This window comes from Enterococcus sp. DIV1096b (genome assembly GCF_050498765.1).
GTDB lineage: Bacteria > Bacillota > Bacilli > Lactobacillales > Enterococcaceae > Enterococcus_D > Enterococcus_D entomosocium.
The window spans coordinates 3,418,522-3,433,322 of record NZ_JBMHEK010000001.1 but is presented as its reverse complement, the minus strand read 5'-3'; the positions used below and the strand labels follow the sequence as shown (position 1 = coordinate 3,433,322).

The window sequence follows — 14,801 nt, the reverse complement described above, 5'->3', positions numbered from 1 at the left end:
CTTTAAACCCCTTCTTTTAGCTGATTATAGAATGGATGGAGCGGAAGCACAATCCTGGCTTCTCAGCTACCCAAAATACGTGAGCGAGAAACGACTAATACAAGATTATTGGCGAGGTGGATACAGCGCGGGGCTTTCGAGCTTGGCGGTTTAGTAAAAATGAAGATGAAAATATCCGTAAATGCTAACAACCCTCACAAATTTGCTCAAGCAAGCGAATTTGTGAGGGTCACTTTAAGTCGTTTTCTCTGTTTCTGGCTTCGTTGCTAATCCACCGCAATCCTCACAGACACGGTCTGTACGGGGACATCATAAAAGGGATCTTCTCGTCGGCCTAAAAAGTCTTGGGCTTGTTGAGGGAAGAGGGCGTACATCAGCACGTCTTCTTCGCTTTTGGCATACTCAGCGATTTCTTCCCGAAAGGCTGGCAGTTGCGGTGCCAGTAAATCAGCTGGTCTGACGGTGATCACTTCGGCATCTCCGATGATTGTTTCTTTGATTTCGTCGGTGATGGGTGCTGGCGATTGACCGTAAAGTCCTTTGACGTAATCTTTGATCTCACTTGGGACAAGTTTGTAACGTTCTCCTGAAATCACATTCATCAAGGCTTGGGTACCGACCATTTGCGACAATGGGGTCACTAGTGGCGGATAGCCCAAGTCTGCTCTGACTTTTGGTACTTCTGCTAGGACTTCTTCATACTTGTCTTGCAATCCTTGTTCCGTCAATTGGCTGAGTAGGTTTGACAACATGCCACCAGGTACTTGATAGATCAAGGTTTTAGGTTCAATATCTTTGACTTTTGGATTCAGCAGTCCTTCTTCACGGAAGCGATCACGAACGGGATTGAAATGTTCAGCAATCTCAGCGACTTTCTGCAAATCAAGTCCCGTAGCAAAGCCGCAATCTTCTAAGGCGATTGCCACAGATTCGGTTGCTGGCTGACTGGTGCCGCCAGCAAAGGAGGAGATGGCGGTATCAATGATGTCTGCACCGGCTTCCGCAACTTTTAAGTAAGTCATCTCAGCGATGCCGCTGGTGGCATGGGTATGGACTTCTAGCGGTAGATCGACGGCATCTTTGATTCGGCTGACCAGCTCGTAGCCAGTTTGCGGTGTCAAAACGCCTGCCATATCTTTGATACAGATGGAATCGGCGCCGAGGTTTGCCATTTTATGGGCAAGGTCGACGAAGTAATCCACCGTATGGATTTGGCTAGTAGTATAAGAGATTGCTGTTTGACAGTGTCCGCCGGCTGCTTTTGTGGCGCGGATGGCGGTTTCTAAATTGCGGACATCATTTAAGGCATCAAACAAACGAAGAATGTCGATGCCGTTTTCAACCGATTTGGTAACAAAGTCAGCAACGACGTCATCGGCATAGTTTTTGTAGCCTAAGAGATTTTGTCCCCGTAAGAGCATTTGTAGTTTGGTCTTTTTCACTTCTTTGCGGATTGCGCGCAATCTTTCCCATGGGTCTTCATTTAAAAAACGCAGACAAGCATCGAAGGTTGCGCCGCCCCACATTTCAAGGGCATGATAGCCTGCTTGATCCATGGTTTTTAAAATCGGTAGCATATCGCTGGTAGGCATTCGTGTAGCGATCAGACTTTGTTGGCCGTCCCGCAAGACGGTTTCGGTAAATTGGATTTTTTTCATTCTTTCACTCTTTCCTGAATGATTTTACGGATCTGCTGCTGCATATCTGCTACGCTATGAGTTCTAGAACGGCCACAAACTTTGGCATCTTGTTCACAGACGTAGCAGCTTCTTGTCGGCAGTCCGATTTCGGTGCGGCTGATAGGTAAAAGCTGGTCTTGGGTTTTGGCTAAGACATCCAGATCCACCAATCGACCATAAGGATGATGGGTCTCAATCTGAACCATCATTCGTTTTAGTTCATAAGGATCTGTGGGTAGTACGAGATAATATTCCGGTCCAGTTTCCAAACTACGGTAGAGGTTTGCCAGTGGAATCAGTTCCTTGACGGCCTCTTCGATTTCCGTAATGAGTTCTTCAAAAACGGCGGTCAATGGGGCAGAATTTTTCACGGGACCGGGAATATTCATGGTGGCAACAAGCAATGCCGCTTTTTCATCCGCAGCGAGAAGCTCCCGTTGAAGCGAGCTTCTATTTTCTCGTGCCTGCAGCATGTCGATTAGCGTCACAGGGGTTCCTGAAAATAGGGCATCAGACATTTTTGACCACATCAATGATCGTGCCATCGCGGTATTCGATCAAAGCGACGGTTTTTTCCCCGTACTTGATTGGTTCGGGTTGACCGACAATGCTGTAGGCTTTTTCTTTTAGCTCTTCAATGGTGTATTGGGGAATATCCAATGCTTCAAAATGGCTGATCAAGTCTTTGCGAGCAGGATTGATGGCGATCCCGATTTCCGTAACGACAACATCAATACTGGCGCCCGGAGTGACGATCGTGTTGACGGTATCGACGATCGTTGGGATCCGTCCCCGCACAAGAGGAGCGATCACTAAGCTCATTTTGCACGCCATACTAGTATCTGAGTGGCCGCCAGAGGCACCGCGGATCACACCGTCAGAACCGGTGATGACATTGATGTTGAAATCCGTGTCGACTTCCAGTGCGGAAAGAATGGCGGTATCCAATTGATTGATAAACGCCCCTTTGCTTAACGGTGAGGCATACATATTGGCATCGATCTCGTAATGATTGGCGTTTTTCCCTAGCGATTGCGCGGAAGGATGATCAAAGTCTTGGACATCGATCAGTTTTTCCACTAATCCTTCTTCTAACAGTTCCACCATGGCATTGGTAATGCCGCCGAGGGCAAAGCTGGCTTTGATCTCATCTTTGATCATCGCTTCGCGTAAAAAACGAGAAACGGCTAATGCGGCACCGCCTGTTCCGGTTTGGAAGGAGAAGCCTTGTTGGTAGTAAGGCGAGCTGGTGATGACCTTGGCTGCATACTCAGCAATCAGTAATTCCTTTGGATTTTTGGTAAAACGGGTCGCGCCTTTTGCGATCCCTGCAGGATCACCGATGGCGTCGACTTCCACGACATAATCGACATCCGTTTGGGGAATGCTGATTGGGGTATTTGGAAACGGCACCAGGGTGTCGGTGATGATCACGACTTGATCGGCGTATTTTGCATCGACCATCGCATAGCCTAGTGAGCCGCAGGTTGCTTTTCCGACGGTGCCATTAGCATTGCCATACGCATCTGAGCTAGGGGCCCCTAAGAAGGCGACATCGATGTGGATATCGCCGGCGGCAATCGCACGAGCCCGACCGCCATGAGAACGGATAATGACTGGGGCATCCATAATGCCTTCGGAGATTGCGGCACCGACTTTGTCCCGCAGCCCGCTGGAGGTGATATTGGTCACGACCCCAGATTTGATATGTCCGATCAATGGTTCATGGACATTCGCGATGGAACTAGGGGCAATCGCAAGATTCTTGATGCCCATTTTTGCGATCTCGTCTAAAACGAGATTCATGATAAAATCCCCTTCGCGAAAATGATGGTGGAAGGAGATCGTCATGCCGTCCGTTAACCCTGTTTTTTCAATGGCTTCACGAATACTGCCCAAGACCTTGCTTTTGCCCGGCAGGACTGGCTCGATCTTGCGACTCGCTTCTTTGTAGGCATGGATATTGGCTGTTTCATTTTCGAAGACCCCGTATTGGGTGGCATAGCATTCAGGGATATCTTTTCCTGCTTTGTTTAACACCATAATTACACTTCCTCCTCGGTAATCAATTTCGCTGCTTTGGCAAGGGCAATCACGCGTTCCGCTCGCTCAACGATTGGTTTATCGACCATTTTGCCATTCAAGGAGATCACACCAGAACCTTTGCTTTCGGCTTCACGAATGGCCCATATCACTTCTTTGGCCTGTTGGATCTCGGCTTTTGAAGGCGCATAGATCCCATTAACTAGGGGAATCTGCCGGGGATTGATCACTGATTTTCCGTCAAAACCAAGCTGCTTGATGCGGGTCGTTTCAGCGATAAAGCCATCTGTGTCATTGATATCAGAAAAGACGGTATCGATGGCGGCGATCCCCGCAGCTCTAGCTGCATGCAAAATCATACTGCGGGCAAACAACAACTCTTGCCCATCTGGGTAGCGACGGGTTTTCATATTGGTGACATAATCTTCTGCCCCTAAAGCGATCCCGATCAAGCGGTCGGAAGCTGTGGCGATGTCTCGGGCATTTAAAACGCCTTCGGCCGACTCGATGGCAGCCATCATTTTGGTGGTTCCTACAGGCAGATCGTTTTCTTCTTCTACTTGTGTGATCACAGCGGCAACGTCAATGATATCTTGGGCGGTTTCGGTTTTCGGTAGTCGAATGACGTTGACCCCCGCTAGGACCATCGCTTCGATATCAAGGGCACCCACCGTGTCGAGGCCGTTGATGCGCACGACGGTTTCGATGGCAGAATAGTCAAAGGTTTTTAAGGCAAAATGCACCAGGGTCCGAGCAGAGTCTTTTTCATTCAAGGAGACCGCATCTTCTAAATCAAACATAACGGAATCGGCGCCATACAATGGCGCATCCCGTAGCATGGCAGCATTGGCTCCTGGTACAAACATCATCGTTCTTCTTAAACGTTCCATGTGTCGATCTCCTTCCAAGCATACTGTTCTTGTTCGGCGGCCCGATGAACGGCGGTCAGAGTTCGGGCTTTGATGGTACAGTCCAATGCGCCTTTATCGGTGGCAGTGATTTTGGCCTGTGTCACGCCTAGATGGTTCAGCGTCTCAAGGATGACGGCGCGAATTTGTTTGCCGAATTGTTTTTCGACACTGCTATCGAGGGTCAGCTCGATGGTTTGGGTTGTGGTGGGCTCGATCGCGATCAAGATATCACTGGATTCAACAGAGCCAGCAACCGCACTTTTTTTGATTTCCACTTATTATCACCTCTAAATATAGTTATGCTGCATTAAAAATGAGAACGTTGTTTCTGGCAAAAATTGCTGCAAGGAAAGTAAATCTTTTTCTGCAATCGCTTTCCGAACTTTAGTAGCCGAAACGGTTGATTGGTTGATCTTCAGACGGTCGATCACGATCAGTTCAAGCTCGGGAGAAAAAACGGCAGCCATTGCCTCATTGTAGAGTTGGGTCACGGGTGAGTAAGGCTCTGAGCCTACAAAACGCGTGGTGATCGCCAACAGCGGGGCAATTTTTTCTTTGAAGAGGGTTGCATCAAAGGCGGCTTGTTTTTTGGCAATCGCCTCAGGTGCTTGCTCTTTTAAGAAATAACTGGGAAAGACCGCTGAAGAGACGAGATAGTTGTTGGTCGGCAGCACCGTTACATTTGACAGGTGAGCCAAGCCCTCCGTCACCATCTGCAGCCGTTCACTGGCAGAAAACTGTGAGCGGTCTTCTGACAAAACGAACACATAAACCTGCTCTTTTTGACTCGCAGCTGTTTCAACTAAGTACAAATGTCCCTTGGTAAAAGGATTGGCGTTCATCACGATCGCGCCGTTGTTTTGTCCGATTCGCTGCCGTTGCAGTTGTTGGGCATAGCTTTCATAAGAAGGAACGCCTTGTTCCATGAACAAGATGTCTTGCGCAGCGAGCACTTCACGAAACCCGAGAGATTCAAAAAACAGACGATTTTTCGGTGCTGTATAGACGAAGGACTTGGTATAGCCCTCGTCTTTGATATGATCGCTAAGGTGCGAAATCAATTGCGTCAACAGCTGTTCGGAGCGTTTTTTTTCACAGACCACCACATACTTGATGATATTGGCATAGCAAGAAGCAGTAGCAATCAAGGTTTGCTGGTCAAAAATGCCGACGGTATAGGCAACTTCTTCACCGACGGCTAAGCCAGCACGGGTGATCAATTTTTGCCATTGCAAAAAGACTTCCGGATCTTTTTGCAGCCAGATTCTTTTTAGGGTATACATACAATGCCTTCTTTATTTTTTTACTGGGAAGAGCTTCGACAAAAGCAAGGATGCGAAGTAGATGATCAGGATCACGACAAAGACGCCGCCCCAACCGAATAACAACAATTCAAATGAAGTCAGTAAATCTTGACTCATAATTTTCCTCTCCTTTCTAGTGACCTAAGCAATCAGTGCCAGCAGTAAGCCACCGGCGATGACCGAAGCAATCTGTCCTGAAACGTTGGCACCGGCTGCATGCATTAAGATAAAGTTTTGCGGATCTTCATCTGTCGCCATTTTTTGGATGACCCGGCTAGACATTGGAAACGCAGAGATTCCGGCTGCGCCGATCATTGGATTGATTTTTTCTTTACGGAACAAGTTCAGCACTTTCGCAAACAACACGCCGCCGACCGAGTCCATAATGAAGGCAACCAGCCCTAAACCAATAACCATCAATGTATCGACTTGTAAAAATTCTTCATATTGCATTTTCACAGAAATTGATAAACCTAGGAGGATACTGATGATATTCACCAGTTCGTTTTGAGCGGTGATGGACAAACGATCTAAGACACCACATTCCCGCAAGAGATTTCCGAACATCAAAAATCCGACCAATGGCAATGAAACAGGAGCAATCAACCCTGCTACGATCGAGATCACGATCGGGAACAAAATTTTTGCCGTTTGCGAAACTTCTCCGGCACGATACGTCATACGGATTTTTCGTTCATGCTTGGTCGTCACTGCTTTGATGGCTACCGGTTGAATGATTGGTACTAGCGCCATGTAAGAATAAGCTGCCACCATGATCGCACCCATATATTTCGAGTTCAGCGTATTTGCGACAAAAATCGACGTTGGTCCGTCAGCGGCACCGATGATCCCGATGGAAGCCGCGTCGTTTAAATCAAAGCCAAGCAGCACGGCAACGATGATCGTAAAGAAGATCCCGAATTGTGCAGCGGCACCAAACAACAAAAGAAATGGATTTTGCAGCAATGGACCGAAGTCGATCATCGCACCAATCCCGATAAACAAAAGCAAAGGGAACAATTCAGTTGAGATCCCCATATCAAACAATACTTGGAACGGGCCAGCTTCTCCACCAGCACTTAACACACCTGAGTTCGGGAAGTTCACTAACAACGTGCCCAATCCCATAGGGACCAACAAGGTTGGTTCATATTCTTTCTTGATCCCCAAATACATCAATAGACCACCGATGAGCATCATAACGATCCGTCCCGGCTCCGATCCTAACCCGACTACACCTTCAATTAACGTTTCCACTACGTCACTTCCTTTTCAATAAATTAGCCGATCGTAATCAGCAGTTCTCCTGGGTTGACCATGTCGCCCGCATTGACTGCAATGGCAACAACGGTTCCTGCTTTTGGTGCCACGATTTCATTTTCCATCTTCATGGCTTCTAAAATCATCAATGATTGGTTTTCTTGCACAGTATCCCCCACATTGACCAAGAGACGTAAAATCGTTCCCGGCATTGGAGAATGAATCGGCTCGCCGTCAGCAGGAAGCGTAGCTGGCGCTGGCTGTGGTGCTACTTCTGGTTCTGGTGTGCTGACTGGTTCTGGTTGAGCAGGTGCCGCTGCTGGAGCCGGTGTTGGCACTGCTGGGGCAGGAGCGGTAGGTTGCGGGGCACCGATTTCTTCCATTTCGACAAGGTATTCTTGCCCATCGATCGCTATTTTAAATTTACGTAACATGTTTTTCCCTCACTTGTTTTCATTTTTTTTGGCTATTTTTTTGATTGTGAACTGAGAATCTGATAGCTCTCCGGCGGCGATACTGGCGGCAATCAGGGTGACTCGCTTAAATTCAGGATTGCGTTTCTCAATTCTTCGAATGACAAACTGACTTTCAGGGGAACACTCGGCACCTAGTGCGGCGGCTATCAGACTGACTAACGGATAATCTTCTGCAGGCGCCGGCTGATAGCCCGACACTTCTTGCCAATCAGACGCGGGTGGGTCCGCTATCATTTCCCTTGGCTTCAGAGGAGGACTGACAGGCGCATCTGGTTCATCATGCGTTTTTTTGAACAATCTTTTAATAAGATTCATGGGTTTCTCCTTTCTCAATGATTCGTTCCCTTTCATTATAGAAACTCCCGTTCAATCAGCGAGATTTATTTCGGCTGAAAATTGTTTTTTCAGTGTTCCTTTTTTGAGAAAAGAGTGAAAAACCGATATAAACGTTGATTTATCAAGGTTTTTCTTGCGTTAATATTCTGTTAAGAACTTTTTAAACGAAAAATAAGATTTGAAAAGAGAAATTGTTTTTTTGCTGTTCTTTTTTTAAACGGGTCTTTTTTTCTATTTCTTGATTGTTTATTCTTAGACGTGTAAAGCATTCAATAACATTATTTCCTTTAAGAAAAGAAAAATATTCACAAACTAGTGACGCTTGTCGCTAACAAATTACGGGCCTGTAATTTTTTTAAAATGTTTTTTGATAACGCTTACACATTTCGATGCATGAAAGGAAGAAGAAAATGTTCTTAACAATTTTGTCCTATGCCATGATTATTGTCTTCATGTTTGTCATCATGAAGAAAAAAATGTCACCCTTTACATCCTTAGTAATTATCCCATTACTATTTACCCTCGTTGCGATGGTTGCTGGTGTTTCCGAAAAAGGCAACATCGGTGATTTTGTCCTTGAGGGCATCTCGACAACAGCCAACACAGGAATCATGTTGCTGTTTGCGATTTTGTACTTTTCCATTATGTTGGATGCCGGTTTGTTTGATCCAATCACGAAAAAAATGATTTATTTTGCTAAAGGCGATCCGATGAAAGTCTTGATGGCAACGGCAGTCGTTGCCGCTGCGGTCTCTTTGAACGGTGATGGAACGACCACTACCTTGATTTGTTGTTCTGCGTTTATTCCCATCTACAAGAAGCTGAATATGAAAATGATGAACCTTGGTGTCTTGATCATTTTGCAAAACACCATCATGAACTTATTGCCATGGGGCGGACCGACTGCCCGAGCAATGGCCGTGCTGGAAGTTGATGCGGATATTCTTTCTTATTTGTTGCCAGGAATGATTTTGTCTCTGTTATATGTGATTTTCTTCGTGGCTCGCAGAATGGGGATCCAAGAACGGAAACGTTTAGGGGTTACGGAACTGACGAACGATGAGATATTAGAAATGACGACTGTGACTGATCCTGATACATTAGCGATCCGCCGTCCGAAAAACTTTGTCTTCAACGGTATCTTAACGATCGTCTTGATTGGCTGGTTAGTAGCAAGCTCCTTTATTTCTAGTATCGCTTTACCACCAATCTTGTTATTCCTTGTAGGTACTTGTATCGCATTGATGGTCAACTACCCAATTTTGAAAGATCAATCGTCACGGATCGGTGCCAACGGCGGCGACGCTGTGCAAGTCGTAATTTTAGTTTTTGCAGCGGGCGTCTTCATGGGCTTGTTCCAAGGCTCTGGGATGGCTACTGCCTTAGCGAATAGTTTCACGCAAATCATTCCTAAACAATTGGCTGGTTTCTGGGGGTTAGTTATCGCCCTGATTTCCGCACCTGGGACCTTCTTTATTTCCAATGATGGGTTTTACTTTGGGGTTCTACCGGTCTTAGCAGAAGCGGGTCGTTCGTATGGCTTCACCAATATGCAGATGGCCTTGGCGTCCTTAATGGGCCAAGCGTTCCACTTGTTAAGTCCATTGGTTGCCTTCATCTACTTGCTATTGCGCTTGACTGGCTTAGATATGGGGCAATGGCAAAAAGAAGCGGCGAAATACGCACTGGGGATTTTCGTGATCTTTGTCGTTACGATCGTACTATTAGGTCATATGCCGTTTTATATTCCACAGTAACTTCATAAAGAAACTATCGAGCAGGCTGCCATTTTGCTCGGTAGTTTTCCTTGTTTATCGATATATCTATTTTTTCCCAAAAATCTCATTTGTTTTTAGTATGATAGGAGTAAATCATGAATCCAATTATTGATGCAGTAAATAAAAATCTGGATCTGACCAAAAATAAACCATTAAAAGATTTGATCTATGAAGCGTTCAAAAAAACCATCATTTTAGGAGACATTCCCGCAGGCTCTCGCATCAATGAGAAAGAATTTTCCGATACGTTAAACATCAGCCGGACCCCAATTCGTTACGCCATGACTCAGCTGGTGGCTGAAAAACTGGTGGAACACGTACCAAAAATCGGCATCGTCGTAAAAGGGATCAGTATCAAAGATGCTTATGAGATTTACGATATCCGCAAATCATTGGATACATTGGCGACTATCAAAGCAATGGCCTTGATGAGTGAGGAAGATTTCCGGGAGATGCGCTGCTTGTTAGAACATGGCGAACAGCTGAATCGTGAGGATGATGTGGATGGGGTCTTGAAAAACTTTTCTGACTTCAATGCGTTTATTTACGAAAAAAGCCAGATGCTGCGGTTAAAAAGTATCGTGCTGGATCTGCAAGCGTACCTCGTGTATTTTCGTGACATTGCGATTCGCTCTTCTAGAAGAAGGGATGCGGCATTGGCGGAACATTGGCTGATTTATCGCGGCATGAGAACCAATGACACGGAACAGATCACGTTGTTGACCCATGAACATTTGGATCACTCCCTGCAATTTATTCTTGCTGAAATGGAGCGAAGAAAAATTGACTGATTCCCGTCTTTTTATCGCCAGCAGCTATGCAGTCAATGCGCTGCATTATGAGGTAGCGTTAGCACCCAAGCCTGGTTTAGTAGATCCTTGCTCCTCTGGTGCGCATCAGGACATGAATGTGTTTACCTTTATCAACAGTATCACTTGTTTGGCGCCTTTTTTTCAGCGCTATAGCCAAGCTGGCTTTGCCCATACAGGCGCCCTGATCCAGCTGTTTGACCAGTTACGTGGGATCGGTCAAGAAGCAGAAGAAGCGATGCTTCAGGCAACCAAAGGCATCAATACCCACAAAGGGGCGAACTTTTCCTTTGCAGTTTTGTTGGGGGCGACAGGAGTCTATTATCAACAGCATGACAAGGCTGTGCTGACGGCTGAAGATACTAATCAGATCCTGCGGCTTGCCGCCAACATCTGCCAGCATTTGGTCAAGCAAGACCTGCAGCAAATCACCCACAAAGACCAGTTGTCTTACGGAGAAAAAAATTATTTGACCTACGGCACGATGGGGATTCGTGGAGAAGCCGCAGCTGGTTATCCAACGGTTAAAAAATTGCTGGAGTACTTACGGCAGCAACCACAAAAAACCTCCGTTTCCTTGTTGCGAGGGTTGGTCTATCTAATGAGTGAAACCGAAGACAGCAACCTCGTCCACCGAGGCGGCTACGAGGCGATGAAGACCGTGCAGCAGGAAATGCAAAAAATTCACCAAGCCAATCTGTCGGATACAGACTTGCTTCGTGAATTAACGACCTATGATCAAGTATTGATCGCACGCCATTTGAGTCCTGGCGGGTCGGCGGATCTTTTAGCCTTGGCCCTTTATTTCTTGCAGCTAGAAGGCGTCTCCTTCTGGTAAAAAGGTATAGCCGATCCCCCAAACGGTTTTCAAAAAACGGGCTTGCTTCGGCTCATCTTCAATTTTGTTTCGCAGATGATTGATAAAAACCATCACGGTATTGGCATCGAATTGGCCATCTTGCCAAACATTGCTGTAAATCTGTTCTTTCGAGAACACTTGATCCGGATTTTCCATGAAAAAGCGCATCAGCATGATTTCTTTTGAAGACAACTTGATGGGCTGATCATTTTTGAAAAACTGATAGCGTTTTTGGTCAAAACGAAACATGCCGCTGCACAGATCGCCTTCCGGTTTGGCGATCCCTTTTTCTCGCAGCACGTTGCGGCGATCAAGAATCGAAACGATTTGTGCTTTTAAGAGTGCCGGTGAAAAAGGCTTCGTAATGTAGTGATCGGCGCCAATCTCATAGCCGTTGATCATGTCTTTTTCGTCACTTTTTCCGCTCAAAAAAACGATCGGCACCGTGGGGTTTTCTTCCCGAATCAGTTGTGCCAAATGATAGCCGTCATTTTCATGCTCTAAACTGATATCCAGTAAAAAAAGATCAAAGCTGACACGAGAGTTGATCGCAATCGTTTTTTCAACGGAATCGGTCTGGTAGATCAGAATACCCGTCGACTGTAAAGATTTCCAAATCAGCCGCCGAATGGCAGGGTCATCATCAACGATTAAAATTTTTTCATCTCGCAAAATATCCGCCTCCTGTATCAATAGTATTATAGTAAATATGAAAGGGGTTTACAATGAAACCGCCATCAAAGTTTTGGCTGTATTTAAGTGTGGTCGCTACCTTATTCATTACACTGATTGGACTTATTTTTACCTTTACAAGTTATAAAAGCGCACAAAGACAAGCTGAAACCGTCGGGTTGCGGCAGTTGGAAACGGTCAATCAAGCGGCGATCAAGCTGATCAGCCGCAGTATCGAATCGTACCACATGGCTCTTACCAATTATGCCGATGACCACCTCGAAGGCGCCGCCTTGGCTGATTTGCAGCGCCCCTTAACGTTACCAGTGATCAATTCTGCGAACAATGCCATGGTCGGATTGTTTTTGATCGACCAACAAGGTCAGGTCATCGCCCAAAATACCGCAACGTCTATAAATAAACCACAAGATCCAACGATGCAGGAACTGTTATTTAAAGATCCATCCTTAGACAAAGTATTGGCGGGTCGGCAGGTACAAAATGGGCAAGTCTATTTCGATGGTAAAGAGGCCTATTTAAATGTGTATCAGTCCCTAACCCTTGACGACAAAGAAGCGGTTCTTGTGATGCCTTTGAATCTGCAGCGCATGTATCATCATGAATTTACCACCGATCGCAATGTTTCCGGCTATACGATGGTCAAAAACGCCGATATGCGGATCGTTATGCACCCATCGGACGAACAAATTGGTTTTTCCATCGTTGAGAGCCGCAAAAAAGAATTTCCAGAGCTGGATTTCACCGATCTTGAGCGCTTGGAGCAAGAACAAATCGACAATGAAGAAGGCACCTCCGTCTATTATTCTTATTGGTGGAACGAAGAAACACTGCAAAAAGTGCTGAAATTGGCTGCTTATCAATGGATCACCATCGGCGACAGTCGGCTGATCGTCGCCAGCAATGCCGATTTTTTGGAGCAAAGCGGTCTCTTCTTACAAGACAACTTGATTTTGATCGGCCTGCTGGGTTTGTTGTTTGTCATTATGATTTTATTGACCGTACTGATCAAAAACTACATGAAACGCAATCAAGCCTATGTCGAAAACCAAGCATTGAAAGAACGACAACGGCTGTTAAAAGAAAAGCACGAAATCGAAAAAAACATTTTGCAAGAATCAAAACTGGAAACCATTGGCTTGCTAACGACCTCAATCGTCCATGACCTAAACAACTTTTTGACGCCTATGATTGGTCATCTGCAATTGCTGATCGAGGAAAACCAACACGATGAAGTCTTAGTGGAGGACTTGCAAGAAGTCTGCAAAGCGGCGGAAAAAGGCAAAGAGTTATCCAGCAATGTGCTGCGTTTTTCGAAACTCGAAAGTGCCGATAAAACTGTGCAGTCGATTGCTACTACCTTGACAGAAGCCATCGATACTATGCGCGCACTGTTGCCAAAAGCCTTTTCCCTTACGTATGATATCCAAGAAGTAGGATATGCCGTCTACGAGAAGATCGATCTGCAAGTCATCATTTACAATTTGTTGATGAATGTGTACCAAGCAAATGCCGATTGCAGCATTCGATTGAGTCACACTTCGACAGAGAGCGCCACCTTTCCGTTTCGTAAGCAAGCTTTCTCCGCACAACAGGAGTTTGCTTTGATCGAAATCGTCGACAACGGTCCCGGCATACCAGAAGCAATCCAAGAAAAAATCTTTACCCGCTTTTTCACGACCAAGAGTGCCACTGGCGGTACTGGTCTAGGACTCTTTACTGTCTCTTCGATCGTGGAAAAAAACGACTGGTTGATCGATGTTACAAGTACGCCTAAAGGAACCACCTTTTATATTGGTATTCCTCTAACTGATCCCGAAAAAGCCACTGAACCCAACTGATCCAATGGGATGGTTTCAGTGGTCTTTTTCTTGGGCATGCTGGAAGGCATTGATTTTTTGCAGGACTAGCAAGACCAGTACCAAGACAAAAATCGCTAGAGCAAAAAATAGGGCATCGTTCGCCATGCCTTGCGTCAGCAATAGCTCGCGCAAAATCGCAGTAATACTGATCAAAATCAAGTAACGGACGGGAATATGGTGTCCGTCCTTCATATACCGCAGCAACATCAAAATGATTTCTAACAAAATGAATAACGTGGCAATTTCTTCAATCAAAAAGGACAGGTGGGGCGCTTCACTTAAAGGAAAGAGCGTCGTGCTGATCATAAAAATCGCTTTTCCCATAAAAATCAAGACGACAACGACTAAGATCGCTAACATGCTATCAATACAGATACTGATCACTCGCTCGAACATCCGGGTCAATTTTTCCATTTGCCACTCCATTTCTGCTTTTTCTTTTATTATACAAAAGAAGGCGCAGGACAAAGGGAAAAGAACAGTGAAAGAACAATCGCGGCAATATCTTTTTGACCGCGAACTTAACGGTCATTCTATGAGCGGGACCTTTGTGGCAGCTTTGAATAGCAGAAATTAGCGAGGAAAATATAGTATCTTTTTCCGATAAAATTAGAAAAAAATGAGAATGAATAGTTAAAATATACACAAATTATTACGAGACACTTAGTTTCTTTTTTTGTTACAATGGTTAAATAAAATAGAACTCTGTTGAAATGTTGCTTAAACAATGTTTTTATCGCTATCGAATGGAAAAATAGTCCGATCGCAAGATGTTTACCATTGTTAATAAAGTA

At 45.5% G+C, this 14,801-nt stretch carries 16 protein-coding genes; 4 read left to right on the top strand and 12 right to left on the bottom strand.

Annotated elements, in window-relative coordinates; translation table 11 throughout:
* Positions 1-266: 266 nt before the first annotated feature.
* The 10 genes from IGJ17_RS16155 to IGJ17_RS16110 are packed head-to-tail and all read right to left on the bottom strand — an operon-like array spanning position 267 to position 7,988.
* Positions 267-1,658: an oxaloacetate decarboxylase subunit alpha gene (locus IGJ17_RS16155; protein WP_101699532.1), complete on the bottom strand. Its 1,392-nt coding sequence runs from the start codon at positions 1,656-1,658 to the stop codon at positions 267-269.
* Positions 1,655-2,197 (bottom strand): citrate lyase holo-[acyl-carrier protein] synthase, encoded by a 543-nt coding sequence (citX, locus tag IGJ17_RS16150; protein WP_223347143.1) that lies wholly within the window; start codon positions 2,195-2,197, stop codon positions 1,655-1,657. Before citX ends, IGJ17_RS16155 begins: the two co-directional genes overlap by 4 nt.
* Entirely contained in the window at positions 2,190-3,722 is a 1,533-nt protein-coding gene (citF, locus tag IGJ17_RS16145) for a citrate lyase subunit alpha (RefSeq protein WP_016613723.1), read from the bottom strand. The genes citX and citF overlap by 8 nt, the downstream gene beginning before the upstream one ends.
* Positions 3,723-3,724: 2 nt before the next feature.
* Positions 3,725-4,612 carry a citrate (pro-3S)-lyase subunit beta gene (gene citE / locus IGJ17_RS16140; protein WP_005230463.1) on the bottom strand — a complete coding sequence of 296 codons (888 nt, stop codon included), beginning with the start codon at positions 4,610-4,612 and terminating at the stop codon, positions 3,725-3,727.
* Complete coding sequence (gene citD, locus IGJ17_RS16135) at positions 4,600-4,908, bottom strand: citrate lyase acyl carrier protein (protein ID WP_005230465.1); 309 nt, start codon at positions 4,906-4,908, stop codon at positions 4,600-4,602. The genes citE and citD overlap by 13 nt, the downstream gene beginning before the upstream one ends.
* 12 nt (positions 4,909-4,920) lie before the next feature.
* Positions 4,921-5,916 carry a [citrate (pro-3S)-lyase] ligase gene (gene citC, locus IGJ17_RS16130; RefSeq protein ID WP_086332776.1) on the bottom strand — a complete coding sequence of 332 codons (996 nt, stop codon included), beginning with the start codon at positions 5,914-5,916 and terminating at the stop codon, positions 4,921-4,923.
* 12 nt (positions 5,917-5,928) lie between these two features.
* A complete protein-coding gene (locus IGJ17_RS16125) occupies positions 5,929-6,054 on the bottom strand; it encodes an OadG-related small transporter subunit (RefSeq protein ID WP_008381833.1) in 126 nt (41 codons plus the stop codon).
* 24 nt (positions 6,055-6,078) lie between these two features.
* Positions 6,079-7,194, bottom strand: coding sequence for a sodium ion-translocating decarboxylase subunit beta (locus tag IGJ17_RS16120; protein ID WP_005233072.1), 1,116 nt, complete (start codon positions 7,192-7,194; stop codon positions 6,079-6,081).
* Between the two features lie 23 nt (positions 7,195-7,217).
* On the bottom strand, positions 7,218-7,631 hold the full coding sequence (locus tag IGJ17_RS16115; RefSeq protein WP_140966066.1) for an acetyl-CoA carboxylase biotin carboxyl carrier protein subunit: 414 nt from the start codon (positions 7,629-7,631) through the stop codon (positions 7,218-7,220).
* Between the two features lie 9 nt (positions 7,632-7,640).
* Positions 7,641-7,988 carry a hypothetical protein gene (locus tag IGJ17_RS16110; protein WP_223347142.1) on the bottom strand — a complete coding sequence of 116 codons (348 nt, stop codon included), beginning with the start codon at positions 7,986-7,988 and terminating at the stop codon, positions 7,641-7,643.
* A 431-nt stretch (positions 7,989-8,419) separates the two neighbouring features.
* Between IGJ17_RS16110 and IGJ17_RS16105 the strand changes: the two genes are divergently transcribed.
* The 3 genes from IGJ17_RS16105 (at position 8,420) to citG (ending at position 11,434) form a co-directional block, all read left to right on the top strand.
* The gene (locus IGJ17_RS16105; protein WP_034872423.1) at positions 8,420-9,766 is read left to right on the top strand and encodes a CitMHS family transporter; all 1,347 of its coding nucleotides are present in this window, start codon (positions 8,420-8,422) and stop codon (positions 9,764-9,766) included.
* A gap of 116 nt (positions 9,767-9,882) precedes the next feature.
* Positions 9,883-10,578, top strand: a complete 696-nt coding sequence (locus tag IGJ17_RS16100) for a GntR family transcriptional regulator (protein WP_005233081.1) — start codon at positions 9,883-9,885, stop codon at positions 10,576-10,578.
* The gene (citG, locus tag IGJ17_RS16095) at positions 10,571-11,434 is read left to right on the top strand and encodes a triphosphoribosyl-dephospho-CoA synthase CitG (RefSeq protein ID WP_260605075.1); all 864 of its coding nucleotides are present in this window, start codon (positions 10,571-10,573) and stop codon (positions 11,432-11,434) included. The genes IGJ17_RS16100 and citG overlap by 8 nt, the downstream gene beginning before the upstream one ends.
* On the opposite strand, the gene IGJ17_RS16090 is transcribed toward citG, so the two are convergent.
* Positions 11,411-12,127, bottom strand: coding sequence for a response regulator transcription factor (locus tag IGJ17_RS16090; RefSeq protein ID WP_008381846.1), 717 nt, complete (start codon positions 12,125-12,127; stop codon positions 11,411-11,413). The two genes, citG and IGJ17_RS16090, sit on opposite strands and share 24 nt — an antisense overlap.
* 53 nt (positions 12,128-12,180) lie before the next feature.
* On the opposite strand from IGJ17_RS16090, the gene IGJ17_RS16085 reads away from it, so the two are divergent.
* Positions 12,181-13,986, top strand: a complete 1,806-nt coding sequence (locus tag IGJ17_RS16085) for a sensor histidine kinase (protein ID WP_086332775.1) — start codon at positions 12,181-12,183, stop codon at positions 13,984-13,986.
* A 15-nt stretch (positions 13,987-14,001) separates the two neighbouring features.
* Here IGJ17_RS16085 and IGJ17_RS16080 read toward each other — a convergent pair whose 3' ends face one another.
* The gene (locus tag IGJ17_RS16080; protein WP_008381850.1) at positions 14,002-14,421 is read right to left on the bottom strand and encodes a phosphate-starvation-inducible PsiE family protein; all 420 of its coding nucleotides are present in this window, start codon (positions 14,419-14,421) and stop codon (positions 14,002-14,004) included.
* Positions 14,422-14,801 lie beyond the last annotated feature (380 nt).

What these genes read in the sequence shown, in the direction of transcription:
- IGJ17_RS16080 (WP_008381850.1), bottom strand. Translation starts at nt 14,421, where the DNA reads ATGGAAAAATTGACCCGGATGTTCGAGCGAGTGATCAGTATCTGTATT.
- citE (WP_005230463.1), bottom strand. Translation starts at nt 4,612, where the DNA reads ATGGAACGTTTAAGAAGAACGATGATGTTTGTACCAGGAGCCAATGCT.
- citF (WP_016613723.1), bottom strand. Translation starts at nt 3,722, where the DNA reads ATGGTGTTAAACAAAGCAGGAAAAGATATCCCTGAATGCTATGCCACC.
- IGJ17_RS16125 (WP_008381833.1), bottom strand. Translation starts at nt 6,054, where the DNA reads ATGAGTCAAGATTTACTGACTTCATTTGAATTGTTGTTATTCGGTTGG.
- IGJ17_RS16100 (WP_005233081.1), top strand. Translation starts at nt 9,883, where the DNA reads ATGAATCCAATTATTGATGCAGTAAATAAAAATCTGGATCTGACCAAA.
- citC (WP_086332776.1), bottom strand. Translation starts at nt 5,916, where the DNA reads ATGTATACCCTAAAAAGAATCTGGCTGCAAAAAGATCCGGAAGTCTTT.
- citX (WP_223347143.1), bottom strand. Translation starts at nt 2,197, where the DNA reads ATGTCTGATGCCCTATTTTCAGGAACCCCTGTGACGCTAATCGACATG.
- IGJ17_RS16105 (WP_034872423.1), top strand. Translation starts at nt 8,420, where the DNA reads ATGTTCTTAACAATTTTGTCCTATGCCATGATTATTGTCTTCATGTTT.
- IGJ17_RS16115 (WP_140966066.1), bottom strand. Translation starts at nt 7,631, where the DNA reads ATGTTACGTAAATTTAAAATAGCGATCGATGGGCAAGAATACCTTGTC.
- IGJ17_RS16085 (WP_086332775.1), top strand. Translation starts at nt 12,181, where the DNA reads ATGAAACCGCCATCAAAGTTTTGGCTGTATTTAAGTGTGGTCGCTACC.
- IGJ17_RS16155 (WP_101699532.1), bottom strand. Translation starts at nt 1,658, where the DNA reads ATGAAAAAAATCCAATTTACCGAAACCGTCTTGCGGGACGGCCAACAA.
- IGJ17_RS16110 (WP_223347142.1), bottom strand. Translation starts at nt 7,988, where the DNA reads ATGAATCTTATTAAAAGATTGTTCAAAAAAACGCATGATGAACCAGAT.